The sequence below is a fragment of the Micromonospora sp. WMMD1155 genome (assembly GCF_029581275.1).
Taxonomy (GTDB): Bacteria; Actinomycetota; Actinomycetes; order Mycobacteriales; family Micromonosporaceae; genus Micromonospora.
Map to the genome: position 1 here is coordinate 5,450,819 of NZ_CP120742.1, position 22,980 is coordinate 5,473,798.

Annotated in this window: 19 protein-coding genes; 11 read left to right on the forward strand and 8 right to left on the reverse strand. The window is 73.0% G+C overall.

Features of this window, described 5'->3' with window-relative positions; genetic code table 11:
- Positions 1–21: 21 nt before the first annotated feature.
- Positions 22–732 carry a ThuA domain-containing protein gene (locus O7617_RS25055; protein WP_282258560.1) on the forward strand — a complete coding sequence of 237 codons (711 nt, stop codon included), beginning with the start codon at positions 22–24 and terminating at the stop codon, positions 730–732.
- On the forward strand, positions 702–1,802 hold the full coding sequence (locus O7617_RS25060) for a Gfo/Idh/MocA family oxidoreductase (protein WP_282258561.1): 1,101 nt from the start codon (positions 702–704) through the stop codon (positions 1,800–1,802). Before O7617_RS25055 ends, O7617_RS25060 begins: the two co-directional genes overlap by 31 nt.
- 7 nt (positions 1,803–1,809) lie before the next feature.
- Here O7617_RS25060 and O7617_RS25065 read toward each other — a convergent pair whose 3' ends face one another.
- The 7 genes from O7617_RS25065 to O7617_RS25095 all read right to left on the reverse strand — a co-directional run bounded on the left by O7617_RS25065 (position 1,810) and on the right by O7617_RS25095 (position 6,931).
- Positions 1,810–2,370, reverse strand: a complete 561-nt coding sequence (locus tag O7617_RS25065) for a DM13 domain-containing protein (RefSeq protein WP_282264866.1) — start codon at positions 2,368–2,370, stop codon at positions 1,810–1,812.
- A 91-nt stretch (positions 2,371–2,461) separates the two neighbouring features.
- Positions 2,462–3,307 carry an S-methyl-5'-thioadenosine phosphorylase gene (locus O7617_RS25070; RefSeq protein ID WP_282258562.1) on the reverse strand — a complete coding sequence of 282 codons (846 nt, stop codon included), beginning with the start codon at positions 3,305–3,307 and terminating at the stop codon, positions 2,462–2,464.
- Positions 3,300–3,758: a hypothetical protein gene (locus O7617_RS25075; RefSeq protein ID WP_282258563.1), complete on the reverse strand. Its 459-nt coding sequence runs from the start codon at positions 3,756–3,758 to the stop codon at positions 3,300–3,302. Before O7617_RS25075 ends, O7617_RS25070 begins: the two co-directional genes overlap by 8 nt.
- The gene (locus O7617_RS25080) at positions 3,755–4,888 is read right to left on the reverse strand and encodes a molybdopterin-dependent oxidoreductase (RefSeq protein WP_282258564.1); all 1,134 of its coding nucleotides are present in this window, start codon (positions 4,886–4,888) and stop codon (positions 3,755–3,757) included. The genes O7617_RS25075 and O7617_RS25080 overlap by 4 nt, the downstream gene beginning before the upstream one ends.
- A complete protein-coding gene (locus O7617_RS25085) occupies positions 4,885–5,442 on the reverse strand; it encodes a methyltransferase domain-containing protein (RefSeq protein ID WP_282264867.1) in 558 nt (185 codons plus the stop codon). The genes O7617_RS25080 and O7617_RS25085 overlap by 4 nt, the downstream gene beginning before the upstream one ends.
- 134 nt (positions 5,443–5,576) lie before the next feature.
- The gene (locus O7617_RS25090; protein ID WP_282258565.1) at positions 5,577–6,257 is read right to left on the reverse strand and encodes a DUF2064 domain-containing protein; all 681 of its coding nucleotides are present in this window, start codon (positions 6,255–6,257) and stop codon (positions 5,577–5,579) included.
- On the reverse strand, positions 6,254–6,931 hold the full coding sequence (locus O7617_RS25095) for a glycosyltransferase family 2 protein (RefSeq protein ID WP_282258566.1): 678 nt from the start codon (positions 6,929–6,931) through the stop codon (positions 6,254–6,256). Before O7617_RS25095 ends, O7617_RS25090 begins: the two co-directional genes overlap by 4 nt.
- A gap of 148 nt (positions 6,932–7,079) precedes the next feature.
- On the opposite strand from O7617_RS25095, the gene O7617_RS25100 reads away from it, so the two are divergent.
- Positions 7,080–8,471 carry a hypothetical protein gene (locus tag O7617_RS25100; RefSeq protein WP_282258568.1) on the forward strand — a complete coding sequence of 464 codons (1,392 nt, stop codon included), beginning with the start codon at positions 7,080–7,082 and terminating at the stop codon, positions 8,469–8,471.
- Here O7617_RS25100 and O7617_RS25105 read toward each other — a convergent pair.
- The gene (locus tag O7617_RS25105) at positions 8,443–9,522 is read right to left on the reverse strand and encodes an NAD-dependent epimerase/dehydratase family protein (RefSeq protein ID WP_282258570.1); all 1,080 of its coding nucleotides are present in this window, start codon (positions 9,520–9,522) and stop codon (positions 8,443–8,445) included. The two genes, O7617_RS25100 and O7617_RS25105, sit on opposite strands and share 29 nt — an antisense overlap.
- A 146-nt stretch (positions 9,523–9,668) precedes the next feature.
- Here O7617_RS25105 and O7617_RS25110 point away from each other — a divergent pair, with 146 nt between their 5' ends.
- The 8 genes from O7617_RS25110 (at position 9,669) to O7617_RS25145 (ending at position 22,958) form a co-directional block, all read left to right on the forward strand.
- The gene (locus O7617_RS25110; RefSeq protein ID WP_282258571.1) at positions 9,669–10,364 is read left to right on the forward strand and encodes a response regulator transcription factor; all 696 of its coding nucleotides are present in this window, start codon (positions 9,669–9,671) and stop codon (positions 10,362–10,364) included.
- Entirely contained in the window at positions 10,357–11,373 is a 1,017-nt protein-coding gene (locus O7617_RS25115) for a HAMP domain-containing sensor histidine kinase (RefSeq protein ID WP_282258572.1), read from the forward strand. The genes O7617_RS25110 and O7617_RS25115 overlap by 8 nt, the downstream gene beginning before the upstream one ends.
- 613 nt (positions 11,374–11,986) lie before the next feature.
- Positions 11,987–14,866: a LuxR family transcriptional regulator gene (locus O7617_RS25120; protein WP_282258573.1), complete on the forward strand. Its 2,880-nt coding sequence runs from the start codon at positions 11,987–11,989 to the stop codon at positions 14,864–14,866.
- Between the two features lie 151 nt (positions 14,867–15,017).
- The gene (locus tag O7617_RS25125; RefSeq protein ID WP_282258574.1) at positions 15,018–16,034 is read left to right on the forward strand and encodes a hypothetical protein; all 1,017 of its coding nucleotides are present in this window, start codon (positions 15,018–15,020) and stop codon (positions 16,032–16,034) included.
- A 142-nt stretch (positions 16,035–16,176) separates the two neighbouring features.
- Entirely contained in the window at positions 16,177–18,453 is a 2,277-nt protein-coding gene (locus O7617_RS25130; RefSeq protein ID WP_282258575.1) for a TOMM precursor leader peptide-binding protein, read from the forward strand.
- 52 nt (positions 18,454–18,505) lie between these two features.
- The gene (locus O7617_RS25135) at positions 18,506–19,969 is read left to right on the forward strand and encodes a SagB family peptide dehydrogenase (RefSeq protein ID WP_282258576.1); all 1,464 of its coding nucleotides are present in this window, start codon (positions 18,506–18,508) and stop codon (positions 19,967–19,969) included.
- A complete protein-coding gene (locus O7617_RS25140; RefSeq protein ID WP_282258577.1) occupies positions 19,966–20,775 on the forward strand; it encodes a hypothetical protein in 810 nt (269 codons plus the stop codon). The genes O7617_RS25135 and O7617_RS25140 overlap by 4 nt, the downstream gene beginning before the upstream one ends.
- Positions 20,772–22,958 carry an NHLP family bacteriocin export ABC transporter peptidase/permease/ATPase subunit gene (locus O7617_RS25145; protein WP_282258578.1) on the forward strand — a complete coding sequence of 729 codons (2,187 nt, stop codon included), beginning with the start codon at positions 20,772–20,774 and terminating at the stop codon, positions 22,956–22,958. Before O7617_RS25140 ends, O7617_RS25145 begins: the two co-directional genes overlap by 4 nt.
- The last annotated feature ends 22 nt before the right edge of the window (positions 22,959–22,980 follow it).

Here is a 22,980-nt window from a genome sequence, read left to right on the forward strand (position 1 = left end):
GGATCGTGGGAGGGAGCGCGGGTGACCCAGCCGAAGGCACTGGTGGTTCGAGGCGGATGGGAGGGGCACCAGCCGGTCGAGGCGACGGAGCTGTTCATCCCCTTCCTCGAAGGCAGCGGCTATGCCGTACGGGTCGAGGAGTCGACGGAGGTCTACGCCGACGCGGCCGAGATGGCCGACACCGACCTGGTCGTGCAGTGCGTGACGATGTCGCAGATCACCTCGGCCGAGGTGGCGGGCCTGAGCGCCGCGGTCGTCGCCGGCACGGGCTTCACCGGGTGGCACGGTGGCATCGTCGACTCGTTCCGCGCGTCGTCGGACTACCTGCACCTGGTGGGCGGTCAGTTCGCGACGCACCCGGGCAAGGAGCCGTGCGAGCGCCACGGTGCGGCGGAGGACAACTTCCTGCCGCACACCGTGCACGTCACGGACCTCGGCCGGGAGCACCCGGTCACCACGGGGATCGAGGACTTCGACCTGGTCACCGAGCAGTACTGGGTGCTGCACGACGACCTGATCGACGTACTGGCCGTCACCACCCACCCCACGCGGGAGTGGCACCCGTGGCACCGGCCGGTCACGTCGCCGGCGATCTGGACCCGACAGTGGGGTGCCGGGCGCGTCGTGGTGACGACCCCGGGGCACAGCGTCGACGTGCTGGAGCACCCGAGCGTCCGTACCGTGATCGAGAGGGGGATGCTGTGGGCGACTCGCACCGCGTCGGCATCGTAGGTCTCGGAGTCATCTCCCGCGCGTACCTGGACACCCTGGCGAACCACCCCGCGGTGAGCATCGTCGCGCTGGCCGACCTCGACGCCACCCGGTCGGCCGAGGCCGCAGCCAAGATTCCCGACGCCGAGGCGGTGAGCGTCGAGAGCCTGCTCGCCCGCCCGGACGTGCAGACGGTGCTCAACCTCACGATCCCCGCCGCCCACGCCGACCTCTCGCTCGCCGCGATCGACGCGGGCAAGAACGTGTACGTCGAGAAGCCGCTCGCGGTGACCCTGGAGGACGGCCGCTCGATCGTGGAGCGGGCCGCGTCGGCGGGCGTCCTCGTCGGGTGTGCGCCGGACACCGTCCTGGGCACGGGTACGCAGACGGCCCGTGCGGCGATCGACGGCGGCCTCATCGGGCGACCGATGTCCGGCTCGGCGGTCATGGTCACGGCGGGGCACGAGCGTTGGCATCCCCACCCCGACTTCTACTACGCCCCGGGTGGGGGCCCGTTGCTGGACATGGGTCCGTACTACATCTCCGCGCTCGTCCACCTGCTCGGGCCGGTTCGCGCGGTGACCGGAGCCGCCAGCCGCCTGCGCGCCGAACGCGTCATCGGCGCCGGCCCGCGCGCCGGTCAGCGGATCCCGGTCGAGGTGGACAGCCACGTGACAGGCGTGCTCGAACACGTCAACGGCGCTCTGTCCACGATCACCACCAGCTTCGACGGCGTCACGACGACCGCCGCTCCGATCGAGGTGCACGGGGAGACCGGCACGCTCGCCGTACCCGACCCGAACTACTTCGACGGGGACGTCCGACTCTTCGCGCTCGGCGGCGACGACTGGCGGGTCCTCGAACCGCAGGCCGGTTACGCCGGAAGCTCGCGCGGCGTCGGTCTGATCGACCTGGTCCGGGCCGACGGTCAGCGTCCGCCGCGGGCCGGTGGTGACGTCGCGTTGCACGTGCTCGAAACGATGACCACCCTGCTCCGCTCGGCAGCCGAGGGCCGGCGGATCGAGCTGACGACGACGGCGCGGCGGCCCGCGCCGGTCCCGCACACGCCCGCCGAGGAGTGGCAGGCATAGGCCCTGGTCAGGTGGTCGTGAGATCGGCCGCGCCGAAGGAGACCGCGAATCGCTTGCACCAGATGGAGACGCTGCGGAAGTCGGCTGGATCAGCCGACGCCGGTAGCTCGTACACCTGATTGCCCTTGTTGCCCTTGAGCCGGGCCAGCTCGACCCACTTCCCGTCGTCGAACACCTTCCAGCCGGCCGTGCCTCGGATGACCGGCTGGTCGGTCAGCCACACCCGCAGGTCCGGGCCGTTCGACGTGTTCAGGTCGCGGATGACGAGCTGGTGACGCCCGTCGGCGAGCCGACGGATCTCGGCGCTGCCGGTCGTCTCGTGCTCGTGGGTGACGAAATCGCCGGAGGCCAGGATCTCGTTCGCCGCCGGTGTGGCCGCCGTGCTCGGGGAAGCCGACGCCGGAGCCGACGCGGGAGCGGAGGTCACCGGTGTCGTCGCGGCGGGGGGCAGCGCGTCGTCGACGTACGTGTCGGTGAACAGCTTCCACGGTTGGAACCAGTAGAGGCCCAAGACGGCCACGACGACAGCGGCGGCGATACCGGCCCGTGCCAGGCGCGACCGGAGAATCCATTTACCCACCCGCACAGCGTACGGCGGCCACCGCGGTCGAACCGGTCCCGAACCCTTTCGGAACCCTTACGACGTCAACCGGCCGGCGTCATGGCAGCGTGATGCCGCTGTCCGTACCCGCCAGAGCGTGCCCGCACGGGCAGTCTCCCTGGTCCGGTGGCAACGCCTGCACCGCGTCGCCGAGCAGGACACGGAGGCGGTCGATGTTCCCGGCGAAGACGGTGAACACCTCCTGCTGGGTCACGCCGTGACCGACCTCGACACCCGAGTCGAGGTCGGTCACCAGGGACAGCGCGGTGTAGCACACCGCCAGTTCGCGGGCCAGCACCGCTTCGGGGTGACCGGTCATGCCGACCGTCGACCAGCCCGCCTGGCCGTACCACAGTGATTCGGCGCGGGTGGAGAACCGCGGGCCCTCGATGACGACCATCGTCCCACCGTCGACCGGCTGCCAGCCGTCGGCGCGGGCGGCGTCGAGGACCGTGGCCCGCCCGACCGGGCAGTAGGGGTCGGCGAACGGCACATGGACGACCCGGGGGACCTGCCCGTCCGGGCGTACCCTCCCGTCGTAGTAGGTCTGCTCGCGGCCGGTGGTCCGGTCGACCAGTTGATCCGGTACGACGAGCGTGCCGGGGCCCAGCTCCGGTCGCAGGCCACCGACGGCACCCGGTGCGAGCACCTGGCGGACGCCCACTGCTCGCAACGCCCACAGGTTGGCCCGGTAGTTGATGCGGTGCGGGGGCAGGGTGTGCCGACGACCGTGACGGGGCAGGAAGGCCACCGTCCGCCCGGCGAGGCTCCCGATGGAGAGGGAGTCGCTCGGCGGTCCGTACGGAGTGTCGACGGCGACCTCGGCGACGTCGTCGAGGAACTCGTAGAATCCGGACCCGCCGATCACCCCGACCGGCGGGCGACCGTCTCCTCGTTCAGACATGGGGACTTCTCCGTTCTGCGTGGTCTGCGGGTTGCTCGGATCGCCGGGCCGGGTCGCGGTGATCGGCGATGGTGTCGACGACCAGCGCGATCGCGACGACGGCCCAGAGGACGGTCAGCCCGGCGGTGAGCCCCAGCGGATAGTCGCGGTCCGGTAGGCCCGGGTTCGGCGGTGCCGATGGCGGTCGCCACAGCAGCGGCACCGCGACCAGCAGCAACGTGGCGCTCGCCGCCAGCCCGGCGGTGATCCAGGCCCGCCGCCGCCGGTTCGTCACCAGTCGGCCCAGCGCCAGCCCGGCCAGCCCGACCAGCGGGGCCACCAGGAGGTCGTGCAACACCGGCCCGCCGATCAGCCACGGCACCGTGGTGTCGAGTTGACCTCGGAGCAGCCAACCGCCGTACGCCGTCGCCGCCACACCGAGCACGAGCAGAAGCAGCCGTACCGTTCTCACCGCAGCACCTCCAACCGGGCCACCCACTTGGTCTGGAGCACCCCCGGCCGACTCGGGGCGATGAGGCGGCAGGGGTAACCGTGGTCCGGGGACAGCTCCGCACCGTTGATCCTCAGCGCGAGCAGGGTGAGCGGGTCAGCGACGTGGGTCGCCGGGAGGGTGCTGGCGGCGTACAGGCCCTCGGTCTCCAGTGAGGAGACCCGCACCGGTCGGGTGGTTGGCGCGCCGACGAGCCGCAGCAGGTCGACGACGGGTACGCCGGTCCAGTCGGCGGAGGCGCTCCAGCCCTCGACGCAGGCGATCGGCAGGTTCGCCGTCCGTTGGGGCAGGGCGGCCAGTTCGGTAAGGGAGAAGGCGGCCCTTCCACCCGCCCAGACGATCTCCAGCCGCCAGTCCGCCGGAACGGTGATGCGGGCGGCCGCCGCCGTCCGGTTGATCGGTACCCCCTGCGGTCCGGCCGCCGAGCGCCACGCCAGCGGAGACACCCGACGCAACCACGGCACGGTCACCCCGGCGGTGGCCAGCACCGCCACGCCCGCGACGCCCGCCGACGTACGCAGGAACGCCCGCCGTCCGGACGAGTCTCGATCGTCGCGTCGCAGCGGTGAGCTCAGCGCCGCGCGGACGATCGGCAGTTTCACCGCGAGGTGCAGCAGCACCCCGCCCGCCAGCAGCCAGGCGACCGCGTAGTGCGCCGCCGGGAAGAAGAACCCCCACGGGTACGACTGGGCGACGTTGAACAGGCCGGTGACCAGCTCGAAGAACGCGGCGCAGACCAGGACCAGGACGGAGATCCGTTCCAGGCCGTGTGCGGACAGCCGGATCGGGTGGCGCACCGGTGGACGGACGAACAGCCGGGGGTAGACGCTCCACAGTTTGGCCAGCAGCAACGGGATCGCGGCGATCCCGGAGAGCACATGGGTGCCCTGGGTGATCCGGTAGAGGTTGACCGGGCGGCTCGGCCAGGTGAACCAGCCGGGCGGGTGCTGGATGAGGTGGCTGAGGACACCGGTGACGAAGCACAGCCCGAACGCCACCCCGAGCCAGAGACCGAGCCGGGCGGCGACCAGCGGTGAGTGCGACGGCGCGGTGAAGTCCTCGGGGGCGGGGACGCGTGGGCGGCGGGTCATGCGCTCACCAACTCGGCGAACCAGCGTGGACCGAGGCGGAACGTCGTCGCGACCCGCAGGCCGGCAGCGGTAGCGGCGTCGGCCACCGCCTCCGCCCCGACCCGCGCCCATCGGAACGTCGGGCCCTGTCGCGCTTCGTCGCCGGTGGAGCCGGACAGGACGTATGCCTGCCCCTGCCACAGCCCGGCTCCCGGGGGTTCGACCTCGACCACGAGCGTTCCGTCCGCCGCGAGCAGCGCGCCGCACCGGCGCAGCAGTCGGACCGGGTCACCGCCGATACCGATGTTGCCGTCGACGAGCAGGGCGTGTGCCCATCGGCCCTCGCCGGGAAGTGGTTCGAAGATGTCGCGTCGCAGGGCGACCACCCCTCGGCCCTGGGTCAGCCGTACCGCCTCGGCGGAGATGTCCACTCCCAACGCGACGAGACCCTGCTGGGCGAGTGCCCTGGTCAGTCGGCCGGGGCCGCAACCGAGATCGATCGTGGGGCCGCTGCAGCGTGCGGCGATGGATGTGATCGCCGGTTCGGGTGGGCCGTGCCAGCGCCGCACCGGCAACGGGTCACGTCGCCCGTCGGTGTGCACGAGCCAGTGGTCGGCCGGAGGTGGCGGGCCGCAGGCGTCCTGGGCGGTGGCCCGGCTGTCGAGCCCGCCCCAGACGAGGTCGAAACCGTCACGGGTGATCGTCGAGGTCACCGGAGGCGTCCGCTCGTCAGGTGGCCACCGACCGACTCGACGGCGTCCGCGAACCGGGTGCCGGGCAGGTCGACGGCGACCGCCAGCGCGGTCGACCAGTCGTCGACGTCCCGTTGCACGGGCAGGATCGCCGGGTGTGTGCCGTGGTCGCGAAGCGCGGCGAGAGTCCGTCGACCGGTGTCCTGGGACGACATGGGCACGTCGCGTAACACCCGCGCGCCCGCCGGGTCGCGTAGCCCGAGCGCCCACCATCCGCCGTCGAGCGCCGGTCCGAACACCGCCTCGTGGTCGGCGAGCCGTTCCAGCGCGCTGGTGAGCAGGGCCGGGCGGATCTGCGGCGTGTCCATGCCGATCTGCAGCACCGGGCGGCCGGGGAAACCAACGGCGGTGTCGGCGTGCGCGTTCGCGAGACGGTCGGCGAACGTGTCACCGCGCTGCGGAAGGAGATGCCAACCCGCCAACGCGGCGGTCAGCTCCGCGACGTGCTCGGCATCGGCGAACCGGCCGGTGTACGCCAGCACGGGGATCGTCGACGGGGTGGCGCGCACCGCCGCGAGGGTGTCCAACAACGCCGCCGCCGCGATCCGGGCGGCCTGGGTGGGACTCGCCGGCGGGCAGAGCCGCGTCTTGGCCAGCCCTGGGACCGGTGCCTTGGCGACCACGAGCAGGACGTTCACCGGCCACCACCGGCGTCGGCGCGGAGCACTCCGGCGAAGTCCCGGGCCGCCCGCACCATGCCCCGGACCGACCCGGAGACCTTCGACCTGGTGCCGGCGGCCCGGGGAGCGTAGGCGACGTCCAGTTCGAGGATCCGCCAGCCCGCCCGGGACGCCCGGAGCAGCAGTTCCAACGGGTAGCCGAACGCGCGGTCGTCGACGCCGAGTCCCAACAGCGCCGCCCGGTGGGCCACCCGGATCGGGCTGACGTCGTACACCGGTACGCCACGGCGGCGCAGCAGCGCGGCGACCAACGCGTTTCCGGTCCGGGCGTGCCACGGCCAGGCGTCCGCCGAGACCGGCCGACGCCGCCCGACGGCGAGATCCGCCCTACCGTCGAGCACCGCCGCGACGAGCCTGGGCAACTCGGCCGGGTCGAACGAGCCGTCCGCGTCGAGTACGCAGACCAACTCGGCGTCCGCCGCCAGCAGGCCGGCGTGCACCGCCGCGCCGTAGCCGCGTCGTGGCTCGTGGACGACCCGGGCCCCGTGCTCGGCCGCGATCACCGGCGAGCCGTCCGTGGAGCCGTTGTCGACCACGACGGCGCGGTAGCCGGGCGGCAGCCCGTTCAGTACGGCAGGCAGTGCGGCCGCCTCGTCCAGACACGGCAGCACCACGTCGATCGTTGTGCGCATATCGGCGACGCTAGGCCCGCGACGGACCGCCCGGACCGTCGTGCCGTCTTACGAATCGCTTACGCGGCAACGGATCTTACGAGTCCCTGACGTCCCCGTCGTTCGGCTGTCGAAGCCCTGGTCGCGGGTCGTATCGTCGGCCGTCACCATGACCATGATGACCCGGCCGGGACGATCCCGGTACGCCGACCTGATCGTCCTCGGCGTCGAGGTGGCAGTGCTCGCCGCCGCCGTCGGCATCGGCGCACTGCTCAACCACCGGGGCGTGCGGCTGCACGCCGACGCCGCCCCGCTCTATGCCACCTGGCGGCCCCATCTGGGCTTCGGCACCCCGGTCGCGCTGCTCGTCGGGGCGCTGTTCGTCTGGCGCGGTACGCGCTGGGCGGCCGACACGCGCTGGCCGCGGCTGCTGGTCGTCGGCTACCTCGCCTCGGTGCTCTGGACGCTCTCCCTGGCGCTGGTGGACGGCTGGTCGGCCGGCGTGACCGAGCGGCTCACCGTGCAGGCCGAGTACCTGCACGAGGTGCCCCGGGTGACGGATGTCGGCCTGATGCTGTCCGGCTTCGCCGACCGGATCCTCGACTTCCAACCGAACTCGTGGTCGACCCACACCGCCGCTCACCCGCCGGGTGCGCTGCTGTTCTTCGTCGGGTTGGACCGGATCGGCCTGGGCGGCGGGGCCGCCGCCGGGCTCGCCTGTGTGCTGCTGGGGGCCACGGTGTCGGTGTCGGTTCCGGTGACGTTGCGGGCACTCGGGGCAGCGGATGCGGCTCGGGCGGTCTGGCCGTTCCTGGTCCTGTTCCCGGGGGCGGTCTGGGTGGGGGTGTCGGCGGACGGGATCTTCGCCGCGGTGGTCGCGGGCGGGCTGGCGCTGGTGGCGGTGGGCGGCCGACCCGCTGCCGTGCCCGGCGGGTTGCTGCTCGGGTTCGCGCTCTACCTGTCGTACGGCTTCGTCCTGGTCGGGCTGCTCGCGCTGACCGTGGTGCTGCTCCGGGCGCGGGACCGCCTCGCCGTCCTCCTGGTCGCGGCGACGGCGGGCGCGGTGGTCGTCGCCGCGTTCACGGCGTCCGGTTTCTGGTGGCCGGACGGCTACCAGTTGGTGACCCGTCGTTACTACCAGGGCTGGGCGGCGGATCGCCCGTACGGCTACTGGGTCTGGGCCAACCTGGCCGCCCTGCTGCTCTCGGCCGGCCCGGTGGTGGGGCCGGCGCTACGGCGGGCGGTGGCGTCCCTGTCGATCCGGCGGGCGGTGCCCGCCGGGTCGGCCCGGCCGCCGCATCGGTCGTTCGCGGCGGCCCTTCGAGAGCGGGCCGTCGGCGCGGGCCCCACGGTGTGGCTGCCCGTCGCGGCGGCGGTGGCGGTGCTCGCGGCGGACCTCTCCGGGCTCAGCAAAGCCGAGGTCGAGCGGATCTGGCTACCGTTCACCGTCTGGCTGCTGGTCGCCACCGCGCACCTGCCCGCCGGGCACCGCCGGTGGTGGTTGGCGGCTCAGGCCGGCACGGCTCTCGCCGTCAACCACCTACTGTGGACGGTGTCCTGACCGTAGCCGGTTCCCTCATCACGGCGGTGGTGAAGTCGGCGATGCCGGCGGCGAAACCGATCCGGGCGGTGAAACCGAGCAGCCGGGTGGCGCGGGCCGGGTCGGCCACGACGTGCCGCACGTCCGCCGCCCGCCCGCCCCCGACCGTGACCGGCAGCGGCCCGTCCATCGCCGCGGCCAACTCGTGGGCCAACTCGCCGACGGTGTGCGGCTCACCCGAGCAGACGTTGACCGGGGTCAGAGGATCCGGTGCCGGTGTCGTCAGGGCCAGCAGGTTCGCCACGGCGACGTCCGTCACGTGCACGAAGTCGCGCCGCTGCCGGCCGTCCTCCAGCACCCGGGGCGGCTGCCCGGCCGCCAGCGCCGACCGGAAGATCGACGCGACCCCGGCGTACGGGGTGTCGCGGGGCATCCGTGGCCCGTACACGTTGTGGTAGCGCAGGGCCCAGACCGATCCGCCGGTCTGCCGGGCCCACGCGCCGGCGAGGTGTTCCTGGGCCAGTTTGGTGGCGGCGTACGTGCTGTGCGGCTCCAACGGCGCGTCCTCCGGAATGAGACCGGGGGAGAGCGTCCGGTCACAGCGAGGGCAGGTCGGCTCGTACCGGCCCTCGGCAAGGTCGGCGGCCCGGCGGCCGGAGGGCCGGACGACTCCGTGGGTCTTGCAGTGGTAGCGGCCCTCGCCGTAGACCACCATCGAGCTGGCCAGCACGAGGTGGCGTACCCCGGTGGCGTGCATCGCCGCCAGGAGGGTGGCCGTGCCGAGGTCGTTGTGCGCGGTGTACCGGGGGGCGTCGGCCGGGTCGACGCCGTGGCCGACCATGGCCGCCTGATGGCAGACCGCGTCGACCCCCGCCAGTAGCCGGGTCAGCAGGTCGACGTCACGTACGTCGCCGAGCACGAGACCGTGCCGATCGGTCCAGGGCGGCGCGACGGCACCGTGCGCCTCCGGCAGGAGCGCGTCGACGGCCACCACCTCGTGCCCGTGTTCGATCAGCAGGTCGGCGACGTGTGAGCCGATGAACCCGGCCGCACCGGTGACAAGGATCCGCATTCCGGTCACCGTATGACCCCGCGTACGCCCCGGTCGGGGTGCGCGCGCAACCGTAAGAACCTCACAAGATCTGCGTGGTGGGGGCGTGCCGCGGCGCGTGGCTACGCTGGGTCGATGGAAGGGACGCGCCGGAACGGGGGAGGCACGTGACACAGCGGGTGCTGGTGGTCGACGACGACCAGACCGTGAGTGACGTCATTCGCCGTTACCTGGAGAACGACGGCTTCCAGGTGAGCCTGGCGGCGGATGGCGAGGAGGCGCTGGCGGCGGTGGAGCGGGAGACGCCGCACCTGGTCGTGCTCGACCTGATGCTGCCCCGGATCAGCGGTCTGCAGGTGTGCCGGCAGCTGCGGGTACGGCCGGACGGCGTGCCGATCGTCATGCTGACCGCCCGCGGAGACGAGTCCGACCGGATCCTCGGTCTGCAGCTCGGCGCGGACGACTACCTGACCAAGCCCTTCTCCCCCCGGGAACTGGTGCTGCGGGTTCGTTCGGTGCTCCGTCGCGCCGCCGGCGGGTCGACGACCGAACGGCCGGAGGCGCTCACCGACGGCGGCCTGGTGGTGCACACCACCTCCCGAACCGCTCACCTCGCCGGCCGGGAGCTGGCCCTGACGCTGCGCGAATTCGACCTGCTCGTCCACCTCATGCGGCACCCGTCCACGGTGTTCGGCCGCGCCGAGCTGCTGGAGCAGGTCTGGGGATGGAACTTCGGGGACCACTCGACGGTGACCGTGCACGTACGCCGGCTGCGCGAGAAGATCGAGGCGGACCCGGCCGATCCGCAGCGGATCGTGACCGTCTGGGGCGTCGGCTACCGCTACGAGCCGGCCCATGCGTGACCTGCTGCTGATCTTCGCGATCGCCCTCGGCGCGGCGCTGGGCATCGGCCTCGTCGGCGCGGCCCTGCTCCGCGCACTGCGGCGCAGGTCGATCACCGTGCACCTCAGCGTGCTGCTCGTCACCACCGTGGTCGCCGTCGCCGTCGGGGTGATGGCGGTCGCGGAGGCGATGTTCCTCTCCCCACACGACCTCGAGGTCGTCCTGATCACCGTTTCGGCGGCTGCGGTGGTCAGCCTCGCCGTCGGCGGGCACTTCGGTCGCCGACTGGCACGCGCGGCGGTGTGGCGTGACCAGGCCCGCGAGCGGGAACGGCACCTGGAGAAGGGTCGGCGTGACCTGGTCGCCTGGGTCTCCCACGACCTGCGTACGCCGCTCGCCGGCATCCGGGCGATGGCCGAGGCGTTGGAGGACCGGGTGGTCCGGGACCCGGACACGGTCGAGGACTACCACCGACGGATCCGGCTGGAGACCGACCGGATGACCCGACTGGTCGACGACCTGTTCGAGCTGTCCCGGATCAACGCGGGGGCGCTGCGGTTGTCGTTGACGGCGGTGCCGCTCGGCGAGGTGGTGTCGGACGCGCTGGCCACCACGTTCCCGTTGGCCGACGCCCGCCGGATCAAGCTGGTCGCCAGCGAGTCGGGGTGGCCGACGGTCGCCGCGAGCGAGCCGGAGTTGGCGCGCGTGGTGACCAACCTGCTGCTCAACGCGGTGCGCTACACCCCGGAGGACGGCACGGTACGCATCGAAGCCGGCCGCGACGAGGACGACGCCTGGCTGTCGGTCGCCGACACCTGTGGCGGCATCCCGCCGGGTGACCTTCCCCGGGTGTTCGACATCGCCTTCCGCGGTGAACCGGCCCGCACCCCGGGCCCCGGCGACGGCGGAGCCTCCGGAGGGCTCGGTCTGGCCATCGTCCACGGCCTGGTGGAGGCGCACGGCGGTCGGGTCGAGGTACGCAACACCCCTGAGGGCTGTCAGTTCCTGGTCCGACTGGTCGGGGCCTGACGTAACGCGCGGGCCGGTGAACGTCGCCGCGCGACGGTGGCGGTCACCGCGCCGCCGGCGCCATCCCGAGCGGGGCTGGGTTTGCCCGGGGTGGCGCTCCGGTTGTTCGGCCACGCGCTTTTCTCAAGTCGCCTATCGGCTGCCGGTCGGGTCGGCATCGTGCCGTGAAGGTCGGTCGGAGGCAGGCAGAAGGCGTTCTGATTCAAGTCCTTCGGCGGTTGACAAATCCTTGCGGACGGTTCTTCCAAGGGCTGCCGCATCCGGCGCGAGGACTCGATGTGGACATGGCAGATTCGGTCGTTTTGCATAGGCGCTCATGGTTTTGGTGATATCTGGACGGGCGCGATCGGTCGAGATTCCGCCCTGACCCGCGTGGGATTCCTATCCCCACCTCGACTTGGTCGTGTGTGTCCCGGCCCGGTGGATCCGGGGTGGTTTATTGGTTTTCGGGGATTCCGACCGGTCCCTTTCTACGGTTCAAGGGGCAAGCTCGCAAATAACCTGCACCCCGACGTCGGGTGTTGGAATGGGAGTGGACATCTTCGAAATTCGATGGCCCTCCGGTATAGTGACCATTCCCCTTGAGTGCGCCGGAAAGCGTTTGATCTGCGTGATGACATCTGGGCTGGAAAATGCGTCAACGGGCCCGCGCTTCGTCGGGCGGCAACCACAGTTGGCGCGTATCGAGAGAGCCCAGGCCGCTGCGCTGAGTCGTGGCCGGCAGATGGTTTGCGAGGTGGTCGGTGAGCCGGGCATCGGCAAGACCCGGTTCGTCCACGAGGCACTGCGACGATGCGTTCCCACCGTTCCGTGGGCGGTCGGCACGTGCGCGCCGGACGAACGAGGGGTTCCCTTCCACGTCTTCCGACAGGCCTTCACGACGGGGCAGCCACACCGACGCGGGCTACGCCTCGGGCGGTTCACCGGGGAGACCTGGATGGAGTCCGGCGCGGCGCCACCGGGGCCGGCGCGGGCGTCGGACGCCCAACGGTTCCGCACCAACCAACTGGCCCGTCGGCTGATCGGCCTGGCGGCGCGGGACGGTCTGACGCTGGTCCTCGACGACCTGCACTGGGCGGACGCCTCCTCCGCCGGCCTGATCGCCCACCTCCTGCGCTACCCGGTGCCCGCCCCCCTGCTGCTCGTGCTCGTCTACCGCCCGCGGCAGATGGCGACGCCGATGCCGTTCGGGCCACCGGATTCGCGCGAGCAGGCCGACGCGGAGCCGGCCTCACACGACCGGATCGAGCTCAGCCCGCTCAGCCTCGCCGAGATGGCGCCTCTGCACCCACACGCCGACCAGGTGGAGCTGCGGGCACGGTACGACGTGACCGGCGGCAATCCCGGTTACCTGACGGCGCTGCCGGGCGGCCCCGCACCAGACCACACCGACCCGATCCGGGAGGCGCAGGGCGCCTGGTTGTCCGACGCCGTGGTGGCCGTGCTGCGCCGCGAGTGGTCGGGCCTGCCGCCCGTCGAGCTGGCCTGTCTGCGGGCCGGAGCGGTCGTCGACGCGCCCTTCGCCGCCGACCTGCTCGCCGCGATCGCGCAGGTGCCGACGCCACGTGCGGTGGAGGCCGGCTGGCGGTTGGTCCGACTCGACCTGATCCGCCGCGTCCCCGGCACCGGACGATTCGCCTTCCGGCACCCGGTGCTGCGGATGGCCGTCGCACAGGACACCGACCCGGCGTGGCGGGCCGATGCCTCCGCGCGGGCGCTCACCGCGCTCGTCGAGCTGGGCGCGCCCCCCGCCGACCAGGCCCGCTACGCCGAACGCCTGCTCGCCCTGCCGAACGGCCGCTGGGCCGAACGCTGCGTCGACGTGCTCTGCCAGGCCGCCCAGGAGATCCGCCGCGAGACACCGGACCTGGCCATCCGCTGGCTGCGGTTGGCGTTGCGGGCGCTGCGGCCGACGGCCGGCTCGACGCAGCGTCGCCGAGACGTGGCCCTCGCGCTCGCCCAGATCACCGGGGAGGCGGGCGACCTGGCCGAGAGCAGGGCCCTGCTCCAGGAGATCGTGCCGCTGTTCCCCGCCGACCCGCAGGGACGACGGGCGCAGGCGGTCGCGCTCTGGGCGCGAGTGGAACGCCTGCTCGGCAACTACCCGGAGGCGGCGGCGATCAGCCGGCGCGAGCTGGCCGCCCTGCCCGCCGACACCGCACCCGGTGTCGGCTACCGACTCGCCACCGAGATCGGCGTCGCCGGCATCCTGGGCGGCCGCCGACCCGCCGTAGGTCTGCCCGACGCGCTCACCGGAGACCGCGACGGCCCCGCCGCCGACCGGGCCGGCCTGCTCGCCGTCCGCAGCCTCGCCGCCGTGCACGACGGCGCACTCGACGACGCGCGGGGCCTGCTCGACGCGGGCGTCCGGATCGTCGACGCCTTGCCGGACCGGGACGTCCGCGACCACCCCGACTGCCTCACCGCGCTCGGGCTGACCGAGTTGTACCTCGAACGGCAGGCCGACGCGGCGCGGCACCTCGACCGAGGGCTGACCCTCGTGCGGGCCTCGCACCGCGACGACGGGCTCTGCCAACTGCTGCTCGGTCGCAGTCAGGTCGCCTACCACGGCGGTCAGCTGACCACGGCCATCGGGCTGGCCACCGAGGCGGGCATCGTCGCCCGGCGCATCGGCAGCCATCACCTGCTCAGCTTCGCCCTGGCGTTCGAGGCGGAGGCGACGGCCTGGCGTGGTGGCCCCCGCGACGACGACCGGGCGGTGGCGCTGGCCCGCAGCGCCGTCGGAATCGCCACCGACCTCGCCACCTGGTGTGGCCGTACCGCCGTACTGGCGCTGGCCACGGCGGCACTGCTGTCCGGTGATCCGGCGACCTGTGCCGAGCTGGTGCGCTCGGCCGGCGGTGACAACCGGCTGAGCCGCCTGCAGACCACCCTCCGGCCGATGTGGTTCGAGCTGCTCTGCGCCGCCGCGCTCGCCGCCGGTGAGGTGACCGAGGCCGAGCGGCAGGCGCGACAGGCGATGACCGAGGCGGAGCAGAGCGGCCTCGCCGGGCAGCGGGGCTTCGCCGAGTCGGCGTACGGCGAGGTGCTGCTCGCCCGGGGTGAGGTGTCCGCCGCGTTGCGGCACCTGGAGAGCGCGGCCGACCTGTTCCGCGCCGGTGGGATGGCGTTGCGGCGCAGTCTCGCGCTGGCCTCCCTGGCGCGGGCCGCCGAGGCCGAGGGCCAGGCGGGCCGGGCGGCGCGGGCCCGCCGCCGGGCTCTGGAACTGGCCGGGTGGTGCGGGACGGAACGGGTCGGCCTTCGGCTGGCCCGCCCGGTCGGCCCGGTCGAGGTGGCCGCCCTGACCGACCGGGAATGGCACATCGCCCGGCTGGCGGCGACCGGAGCCACCAGCCGACTGATCGGGCGGCAGTTGAACATCAGCCCCCGCACGGTGGAGGCGCACCTGACCCGGATCTACCGCAAGGCAGGTGTCGCCTCCCGGTCGGGGCTGGTCGCCTGGGTCGCCCGGCTCGATGACACCGATCGGTGACCGCGATCCCGGCCCGATGACGTCGTTCGGTGCAACGCCGCGAGGCCGGGCAGCACGAGGCCGCGCCGCCCCCGGCGGGACCCGACAGCCGCTCACATACTCGACTCCATCGGGCGCGATTCCCGTCGACCGGTGGTGGATGGAGGACGAGATGCTGGGCAGAAGATCCGTCAGGAGCCCGCGTACCCTCGCCGCGCCGGTGCCGGTGGCCGCCGCCGTGACGGCGCTCCTCGTGCTGGCCGGCTGTGGTGGTGAGCCGGTGGACGCGGCCGCCCCCGCGACCGAGGGTCCGGCCACGTTCGGTCGGGAGCGGGCGGCGCTGGTGCTCACCGCCTTCGACCAGGCCGACTCGGCCGCCTCGGTGGCCGGAGACGTCGAGGCGCTGCGGACCCAGGAGGTTCCGCCCTCGCTGGACCTCAGCATCGCCGCGGTCCGCCGGGCCACCTACAACCAGCGTCCGCAACCGTCGTTCCAGCACATCAACCCGGCGTTCGCGGTGCCGCCCGGAGACCCGGCCTGCTTCCTGGTCACGGCCACCCTCAAGCTGAGCGGCGCGGAACTGGCGCCCACCGACGTCAGCCAGTTCGTGCTCGGCGACGACGGCCAGTGGAAGCTCAGCCACAACGTCCAGGTCACCCAACCCTCGCTGGTGGTCGCGCGGAGCATCGACGGCCGACCCGCCACGCAGGGTGGTACGGCATTGGACGAGACCAGCCGTCGGGCTCTCGCCGCCGAGGTCTTCGCCCGCAGCATCGGGTCCACCACGAGCAACCGTTCCCTCGTCGCGTCGAGTCCGTTGCTCGACGGCCAGTTCGCCGGCGGCTGGGAGATCTACGGCCAGCAGCTCGCCGGTGCCGGCGCGGCGGCGCAGCGGACGATGGACCGGGCCGAATGGTCCGACTGCGCGGTCGCGGTGCCGACCGGCACGCTGACCTTCCTGACGATCCACGCCACCGACACCCTGCGCCCGGCACCCGGCGGTCCGGCCACCGTCCAGATGGTGCCGCAGAGCCCGGATCTGATCGCCACCGGCCACCGCCAGACGATCAGCGGAAAATCGATCCGGGTGAACCGGGTGGAGACGTTCCTGCTGCTCGTACCGACGCAGGTCACCGGCACGTCGGTGCTGGGACTCAACGACACCGCGCTCACCGTCACCGCCGGCTGACCCGACCATCGGCCGCCCCGGTCGCCGCCGACGGCAGAAACCGGTGGCATCACTCGGATCGGACACCGGTGGACCGCGACGATGGCAGCAGTCGTGATCGCCGGCGGGGCCGGCGGTGCGGCCACCAGGCTCGGGAGGAACCATGTGGCGTCCGCGCTTCCGATCGGACTACGCGCAGGTACGCCTGCCCGACGGTCCGCTGGTGGTGCTGGGGGAGACCCGCAGCCTGCTCATCGACGACCCGGTCGCGGCGGACCTGGCCGACCAGCTCGACGGCGTCGAGCCGTTGGCCGACGTGGTGACCCGGCTGGCCACCCGGCACCCGGTCACCGCCGTCGCCTCCGCTCTCGCCCGGCTGCGCGACCACGGCCTGCTGGTGTCCGGTCCGGCGGGCACCTCGACGGCCGAGGCCGCCGGATGGGACGCCCGGGGTGTCCCGCCCGAGGCCGGGCACCGGTGGATGGCGCGGGGAGCGGTCACCATCGTGGACCTCGGGGCACCCCGGGTGGCGGAGACCGCCGACGCGCTGCGCGCCCTCGGGCTCGCCGTCACGGTGGTCGGGCCGGACGAGACGGACGACGATCCGGCCGCCGCTCAGGTGCTGGTGCTGCCGTCGTCCATGCTCGATTCCCGACTGGCGCCGATCAACGACCGCCACCTGGCCGCCGGTCGTGCGTGGACCCTGGCCCGGCCACACGGCAACGTCATCCTCCTCGGCCCGCACCTGGTGCCGGGGCGCACCGGCTGCTGGGCCTGCCTGCGGCAACGGTGGCAGGAGAACGAACAGGTCAACGCCTTCCTCGACGGGCAGGACCTGGCCGGTCCGCTGCCGCAGCCCGGCCGGGCGGTCCTACCCGGCCTGGCCACCACGGCCGCCGGGCTGCTCGCCACCGAACTCGCCGTGCTCGCCGTCCGGGGTTCGTCCCCCCGCCTCACCGGTCGGATGGTCGCCCTGGACACCCGGGACCTGAGCACGGAGAGCCACCAACTCGTACGCCAACCGCAGTGCGCCGCCTGCGGCGACCCGGACCTCGTCGGCAAGGCCGAACCACGGATCGACCTGCCGCCGAGCGGCGTCCAGCCCTGCCGGGCCGAGGACTCCCGCTCCCGGGATCCGGCCGAGGCGTACGCCGCCCTCGCCCACCACGTCAGCCGGTACCTGGGGGTGGTGAGTCGACTGACCCCGTTGGAGACGACCGACAACGGTGTCACCCACACCTACTCGGCCGGGCACAACTTCGCCCAGCCCCGCCAGCTCGCCGGGTTGCGCCGCAACCTGCGCGGGCAGAGCGGCGGCAAGGGTCGCACCGACCTCCAGGCGCGGATGAGCGCGATCGGGGAGGCGGTGGAACGCTACTGCGGGGTGTGGCGCGGGGACCGTCCGGTGCACCGGGCGACGTACCGGCAGCTCGGCCCGGACCGCGCGGTGCACCTGCGGGAGGTGCTGCTGTTCTCGCCCCGGCAGTACGCCGAGCGGGACCGGCTCAACGGCGACCTGGGCCACCTGCACCGCATCCCCCGCCCGCTGGCTGACGAGGTGGAGCTGGACTGGACCACCGGCTGGTCGCTGACCCGGCGGACGCCACGCGAGCTGCCCGCCGCCTACTGCTGGTACGGGCATCCGGAGTTGACCGGGCTCGGGGTGTGCTCGGCCGACTCGAACGGCTGCGCGGCGGGCGGCAACCTGTCCGAGGCGATCCTGCAGGGCTTCTGCGAACTCGTGGAGCGGGACAGCGTCGCCCTGTGGTGGTACCACCGTTCACGGATGCCCGGGGTGGACCTCGCCTCGTTCGCCGACCCGTGGACGGCCGCCTGCGTCGACCATCACGCCACCGTCCTGGGCCGCGAGCTGTGGGCCCTCGACCTGACCGCCGACCTCGGCGTACCCACGTTCGCCGCGGTGTCCCGGCGGGCCGACGGCGGGCCGGAGGACGTCCTGGTCGGCTTCGGCGCGCACCTGGACGCGCGGGTCGCCCTGACCCGGGCGTTGACCGAGGTCAACCAGTTCCTGCCCGCCGTTCCCGGGCCGACCTCGGCGCGCAACCGGTACGGCGTCGACGATCCGGACACCGCCCGCTGGTTCGGCACGGTACGGGTGGCCGATCAGCGGTGGCTGACCCCGGACGCCACCCGAGCGCCCCGCACCGCCGCCGACCACCCGCCGCTGACCACCGGGGACGTCGGGGACGACGTGCGGCAGTGCGTACGCCGGGCGGAGCTGGCCGGCCTGGAGGTGATCGTCGTCGACCAGTCCCGTCCGGACGTCGACCTGTCGGTGGTGAAGGTCGTGGTGCCGGGCCTGCGGCACTTCTGGCGTCGGCTCGGTCCCGGGCGGCTGTGGGACGTGCCGGCCCGGCTCGGCCGGGGTCCGCTGGCCGCCGACGAGACGGCGGCCAACCCGCTGAACGTCTTCTTCTAGCGAGGGGTGCGCAGATGACCACGGTGGTGGGACCGGCCGGTCGGCGGTCGTCGTGAGCGGCTCCGTCGGCGGTCCGCTGATTCAGGAGTCGTACCGGCTGCGCCGCGACGCGGAGCTGCGGCTCGGCGAGGACGGTTCACTGACCCTGCGGCAGACCCGCTTCCAGCTCACCCTGGAACGACCGGGCATGGGTCGGCGGGCACTGCTGCTGCAACTCGCCGCCGACTGGGTCAGCGACGTCGAGGTCGGTCGGCTGATCAGCGGTCTGGAGGGGGAGAGCAGGGTGCTGGCCGCGCAGCTGCTCCTGCGCCGGTTGCTCGCCCACTCCTGGCTGGAACGCCGCCTCCAGGTCGACGACCGGGCGCTGCTCGACCTGGTGCCCACCGGACTCGGGCGGGGCAGCCTGCCGGAGAGCCGCCCGCACCCACCCGGGGTCCGTCACCGGCTCTCCCGCTTCGCCACCCTCGCCCACGAACGGGGTCGGCTGGTGGCCACGTCGCCGCTGAGCACCCTCGCTGTCGGCTGCGCCGACGTCGCGCTCGGTGCGGTCCTGGTCGCCGCCGTGCCGGGCGTCGGACCGGACACGGTGGCGCGCACGCTCGGGGTGCGGCCGGCGGCCGCCGGCCGGGTGCTCGACGAGCTGGCCACCGCCCGGATCCTGGTCACCGAGGCCGAGTTCGAGGCGGAGTGCGACGAGGCGCCGCTGGCCTACTGGTCACCCGAGGAACTGCGTCTGCACCACCGCTCCCGGGCCGGTCGGCACGCGCTGCCGGTCGGGGGCACCTACCGGATGCGGGAGCGGTTCGAGCCACAACCGTTGCGCCGTCCCTACGACGGGGCTCGCGCGATCGAGTTGCCGCTGCCGGATCTGGCCACGATCGCCAAGGTGGAGCCCGCCTTCAGTCAGGTCGTGGCGGAGCGGCGCAGCGTGCGCGAACACGACGACTCAGCGCCGCTGCCGGTGGAGCGGCTGGCCGAGTTCCTGTACCGCTCGCAGCACACCAGCGCCGTCGGCGAGGCCGGTGGTCAGGAGGTCGGTCACCGGCCCTACCCGGGTGGCGGCGGGGTCTACGAGCTGGAGATCTATCCGCTGGTCGCGCGGTGCGACGGGCTCGACCCGGGGCTCTACCACTACGACGCGGTCGGGCACCGGCTCGAGCCGGTCGCCGGTTGGGGGGCGGCCGCCGACCGGTTGCTGGCGTACGCCCGGGCGGCCGGCGCCATGCCTCGGCCACCGCAGACGGTCCTGGTGGTCACCGCCCGGGTCCAGCGGCTGATGTGGAAGTACGAAGGGATGAGCTACGCCATGATCCTCAAGGACGCGGGAGTGCTGACCCAGCAGATGTACCTCGTCGCCACCGCCATGGAGTTGGCGCCGTGCGCCCTCGGCGCCGGGGACTCGCAGGCCTTCGCCGAGTTGTCCGGGCTCGATCCGCTGGTCGAACCGAGCGTGGCGGACTTCCTGCTCGGCTCGCGCCGCGCCGCCGGTCCACCCGGGACGGGGGGCCGGCCATGAAGTTCCGACGGCAGGCACTGCGCCAGTTGGAGGCACCCGAGCAACTGGACCGGGCGGTCCGGCTGACCACCGTGCCGCACTGGCTGGCCACCGCCGCACTGGTCATCGTCGTGGTCGCCGCGGGCGTCTGGTCGGTACGCACCGTGGTGCCCCGCACCGTCGAGGCGGCCGGGGTGCTGATCCACTCCAACGGGATCTCCGCCCTCGACGCGATCGAAAGCGGTCAGGTCACCAAGGTCTGGGCGTCCCCCCACCAGCGGGTCACCAAGGGCACTCCGCTCTACAGCCTGCGCACGCTGGACGGCAAGGTGGTGGTGGAGAACGCGCCGGGTGACGCGTACGTCGTGGTGTGGCTGGTGTCGGAGGGGGAGATCGTCACCCCGGGCACGCACCTGGCCGATCTGGAACGGCTCGACACCGCGGGGGACGCGTTGCAGGCCGTCGTGTACGCGCCGGCCGTCGCCGCTCCGCTGCTGCAACCAGGTGTACCCGTCGAGGTGGCCGCCGCGGCGGCACCACGCAACGTGTTCGGCACCCTGGCCGGTCAGGTGGCCACCGTCGGCGCGTTCCCGGAGACCGAGGCGTCGCTACGGGCCTTCCTGGGCACCGGTCCGGACGTCCGGCGGCTGCTGGCGCACGGCAGCGTGATCCGGGTGACCGTCGCCCTGGTCCCGGACCCGGCCGCTCCGGGCGGTCTGCGCTGGACGAAGACCCCGCCGCCGTTCCAGCTCAACTCGGCCAGCGAGGTCACCGCCTGGTTCACGGTGGACGAGGAACACCCGATCGACTGGTTGCTGCGGCGATGAGCGCGCCGTCGACGACGGTCCCGAACGCGCCGGAGCTGCCCCGGATCCGGCGTCGACGGGTCCGTACGCCCACTCTCATCCAGATGGAGGCGGTGGAGTGCGGCGCCGCCGCGCTCGGGATCCTGCTCGCCCACCACGGCCGGCACGTGCCGCTGGAGGAGTTGCGTCGGGTGTGCGGAGTGAGCCGGGACGGCTCGACCGCGGCCACCGTGCTCAAGGGCGCCCGCCGCTACGGGATGGTCGCCAAGGGCTTCCAGATGGACCTGGCCGGCCTGGCCACCGTGGCGCTGCCGGCGGTGCTGTTCTGGCGGTTCGAGCACTTCGTGGTGTTGGAAGGGCTCGGCCGGAAGAAGGTCTTTCTCAACGACCCGGCGACCGGCCCCCGGGCGGTGAGCTGGGAGGAGTTCGACGGCGCCTTCACCGGCATCGTGCTCACCATGGAACCGGGGCCGGAGTTCCACAGGGGCGGCACCCGTTACCGGCTGGTCCGGGCGCTGGCCCAACGGTGGCGTGGTCCCGGCTCGGCGATCGCACAGATGCTGCTGCTCGGGCTGTTGATCGCCGTGGTCGGTCTGACCATTCCGGTGATGGCCCAGGTCTTCGTCGACCGGGTGCTGTTGCAGGAGGACCGGGCCGCGTTCGCCGGCCTGGTGGCGGCGGTGGCGGTGGCCACCGTGCTGACCTTCCTGGCCGGCCTGCTCCAGCAACGCCTGACCGTACGCGCGGAGACGGCGCTCGCCCTCGCCAGCGCCGCCCGGTTCTTCCGGCATCTGTTGCGGCTGCCTCCGTCGTTCTTCGACCAGCGTCAGGCCGCCGACCTCGGCCAGCGGGTCCGCGGCAACGACGTGGTCGCCGAGGTGCTCACCCGCCGCGCGGCCACCACCGTCGTCGACACCGGCCTGGTGCTGGCGTACGGGGCTCTGCTCTGCCAGTACGACCTCCTGCTCGGACTGTGCGCGGTGGTCCTCGCCGGGCTCAACGTCAGCGTGCTGCGCTACGTCGCCTCGACCCGGTCGACCGCCGTCGCCGGACTCCAGGCGGACCGCAGCAAGCTGGTGACGACCGTGTACACCACGGTCCAGTTGATCGAGACGGTGAAGGCCGGCGGCGAGGAGGAGCGGGCGGTGGCCCGGTTCGCGGCGCGGCACGCCACCGTCGCCAGCCGGCAACAGCGGCTGGGGGTGCCCACCGCCGTGCTCTCCGTGCTGCCGGCGTTCCTCGCCTCCGGGACCACCGCGGTGCTGCTCGGGTTGGGCAGTCGGCAGGTCGTGGCGGAGGCGATGACCGTGGGCGTGCTGGTCGCCATGCAGAGCCTGGCCGTCGCGATGAACAGACCGTTGGGCAACCTGACCGCGCTGGGTTCGCGGTTGCAGGACATGAGCGCCGACCTCAACCGGCTCCGCGACGTGGAGCGCTACCCACTGCCGTCCGCCGGGGATCGACCTGCCCGACCGCTGACGGCGATGGAGGGGCATCTGCGCATCGAGAAGGTGACCTTCGGCTACAACCCGCTGGGTCGCCCACTGCTGGAGGACTTCAGTCTGGACCTGCCGCCCGGCGCCCGGGTGGCGCTGGTCGGGCGGTCGGGCAGCGGCAAGTCGACGGTGGGCCGGTTGGTCGCCGGGCTCTACCGTCCGTGGACCGGCCAGGTCACGGTGGACGGCCTCGACCGTCCGGGCACCGACGACGGCCTCTGGGCGGCCACCGTCGCCATGGTGGACCAGGACCAACGGCTGTTCGAGGGAACGGTCCGGGACAACGTCACCATGTGGGACCTCACCGTCGCCGACGAGGACGTCGTCACCGCGCTGACGGACGCGTGCCTCTACGACGAGGTGGCGGCGCGCCCGGGCGGCCTGGGCAGTCCGGTACGGGAGAACGCCCGCAACTTCTCGGGTGGCCAACGGCAGCGCCTCGAGATCGCCCGTGCGCTCGTGCGCAACCCCCGGGTGCTGGTGCTCGACGAGGCCACCAGCGCGCTGGACGCCGAGACCGAACGTCGGATCGACACGCATCTGCGTCGGCGGGGGGCGACCTGCCTCATCGTCGCCCACCGCCTGTCCACGGTCCGCGACTGCGACCTGATCGTCGTGCTGGACGGCGGTCGGGAGGTGGAGCGCGGCACCCACGAGCAACTTGTCGCCCGGAACGGGGCGTACGCGCGACTGGTCCGGGACCAGTGACCGACGACGAGCCGAGGAGACA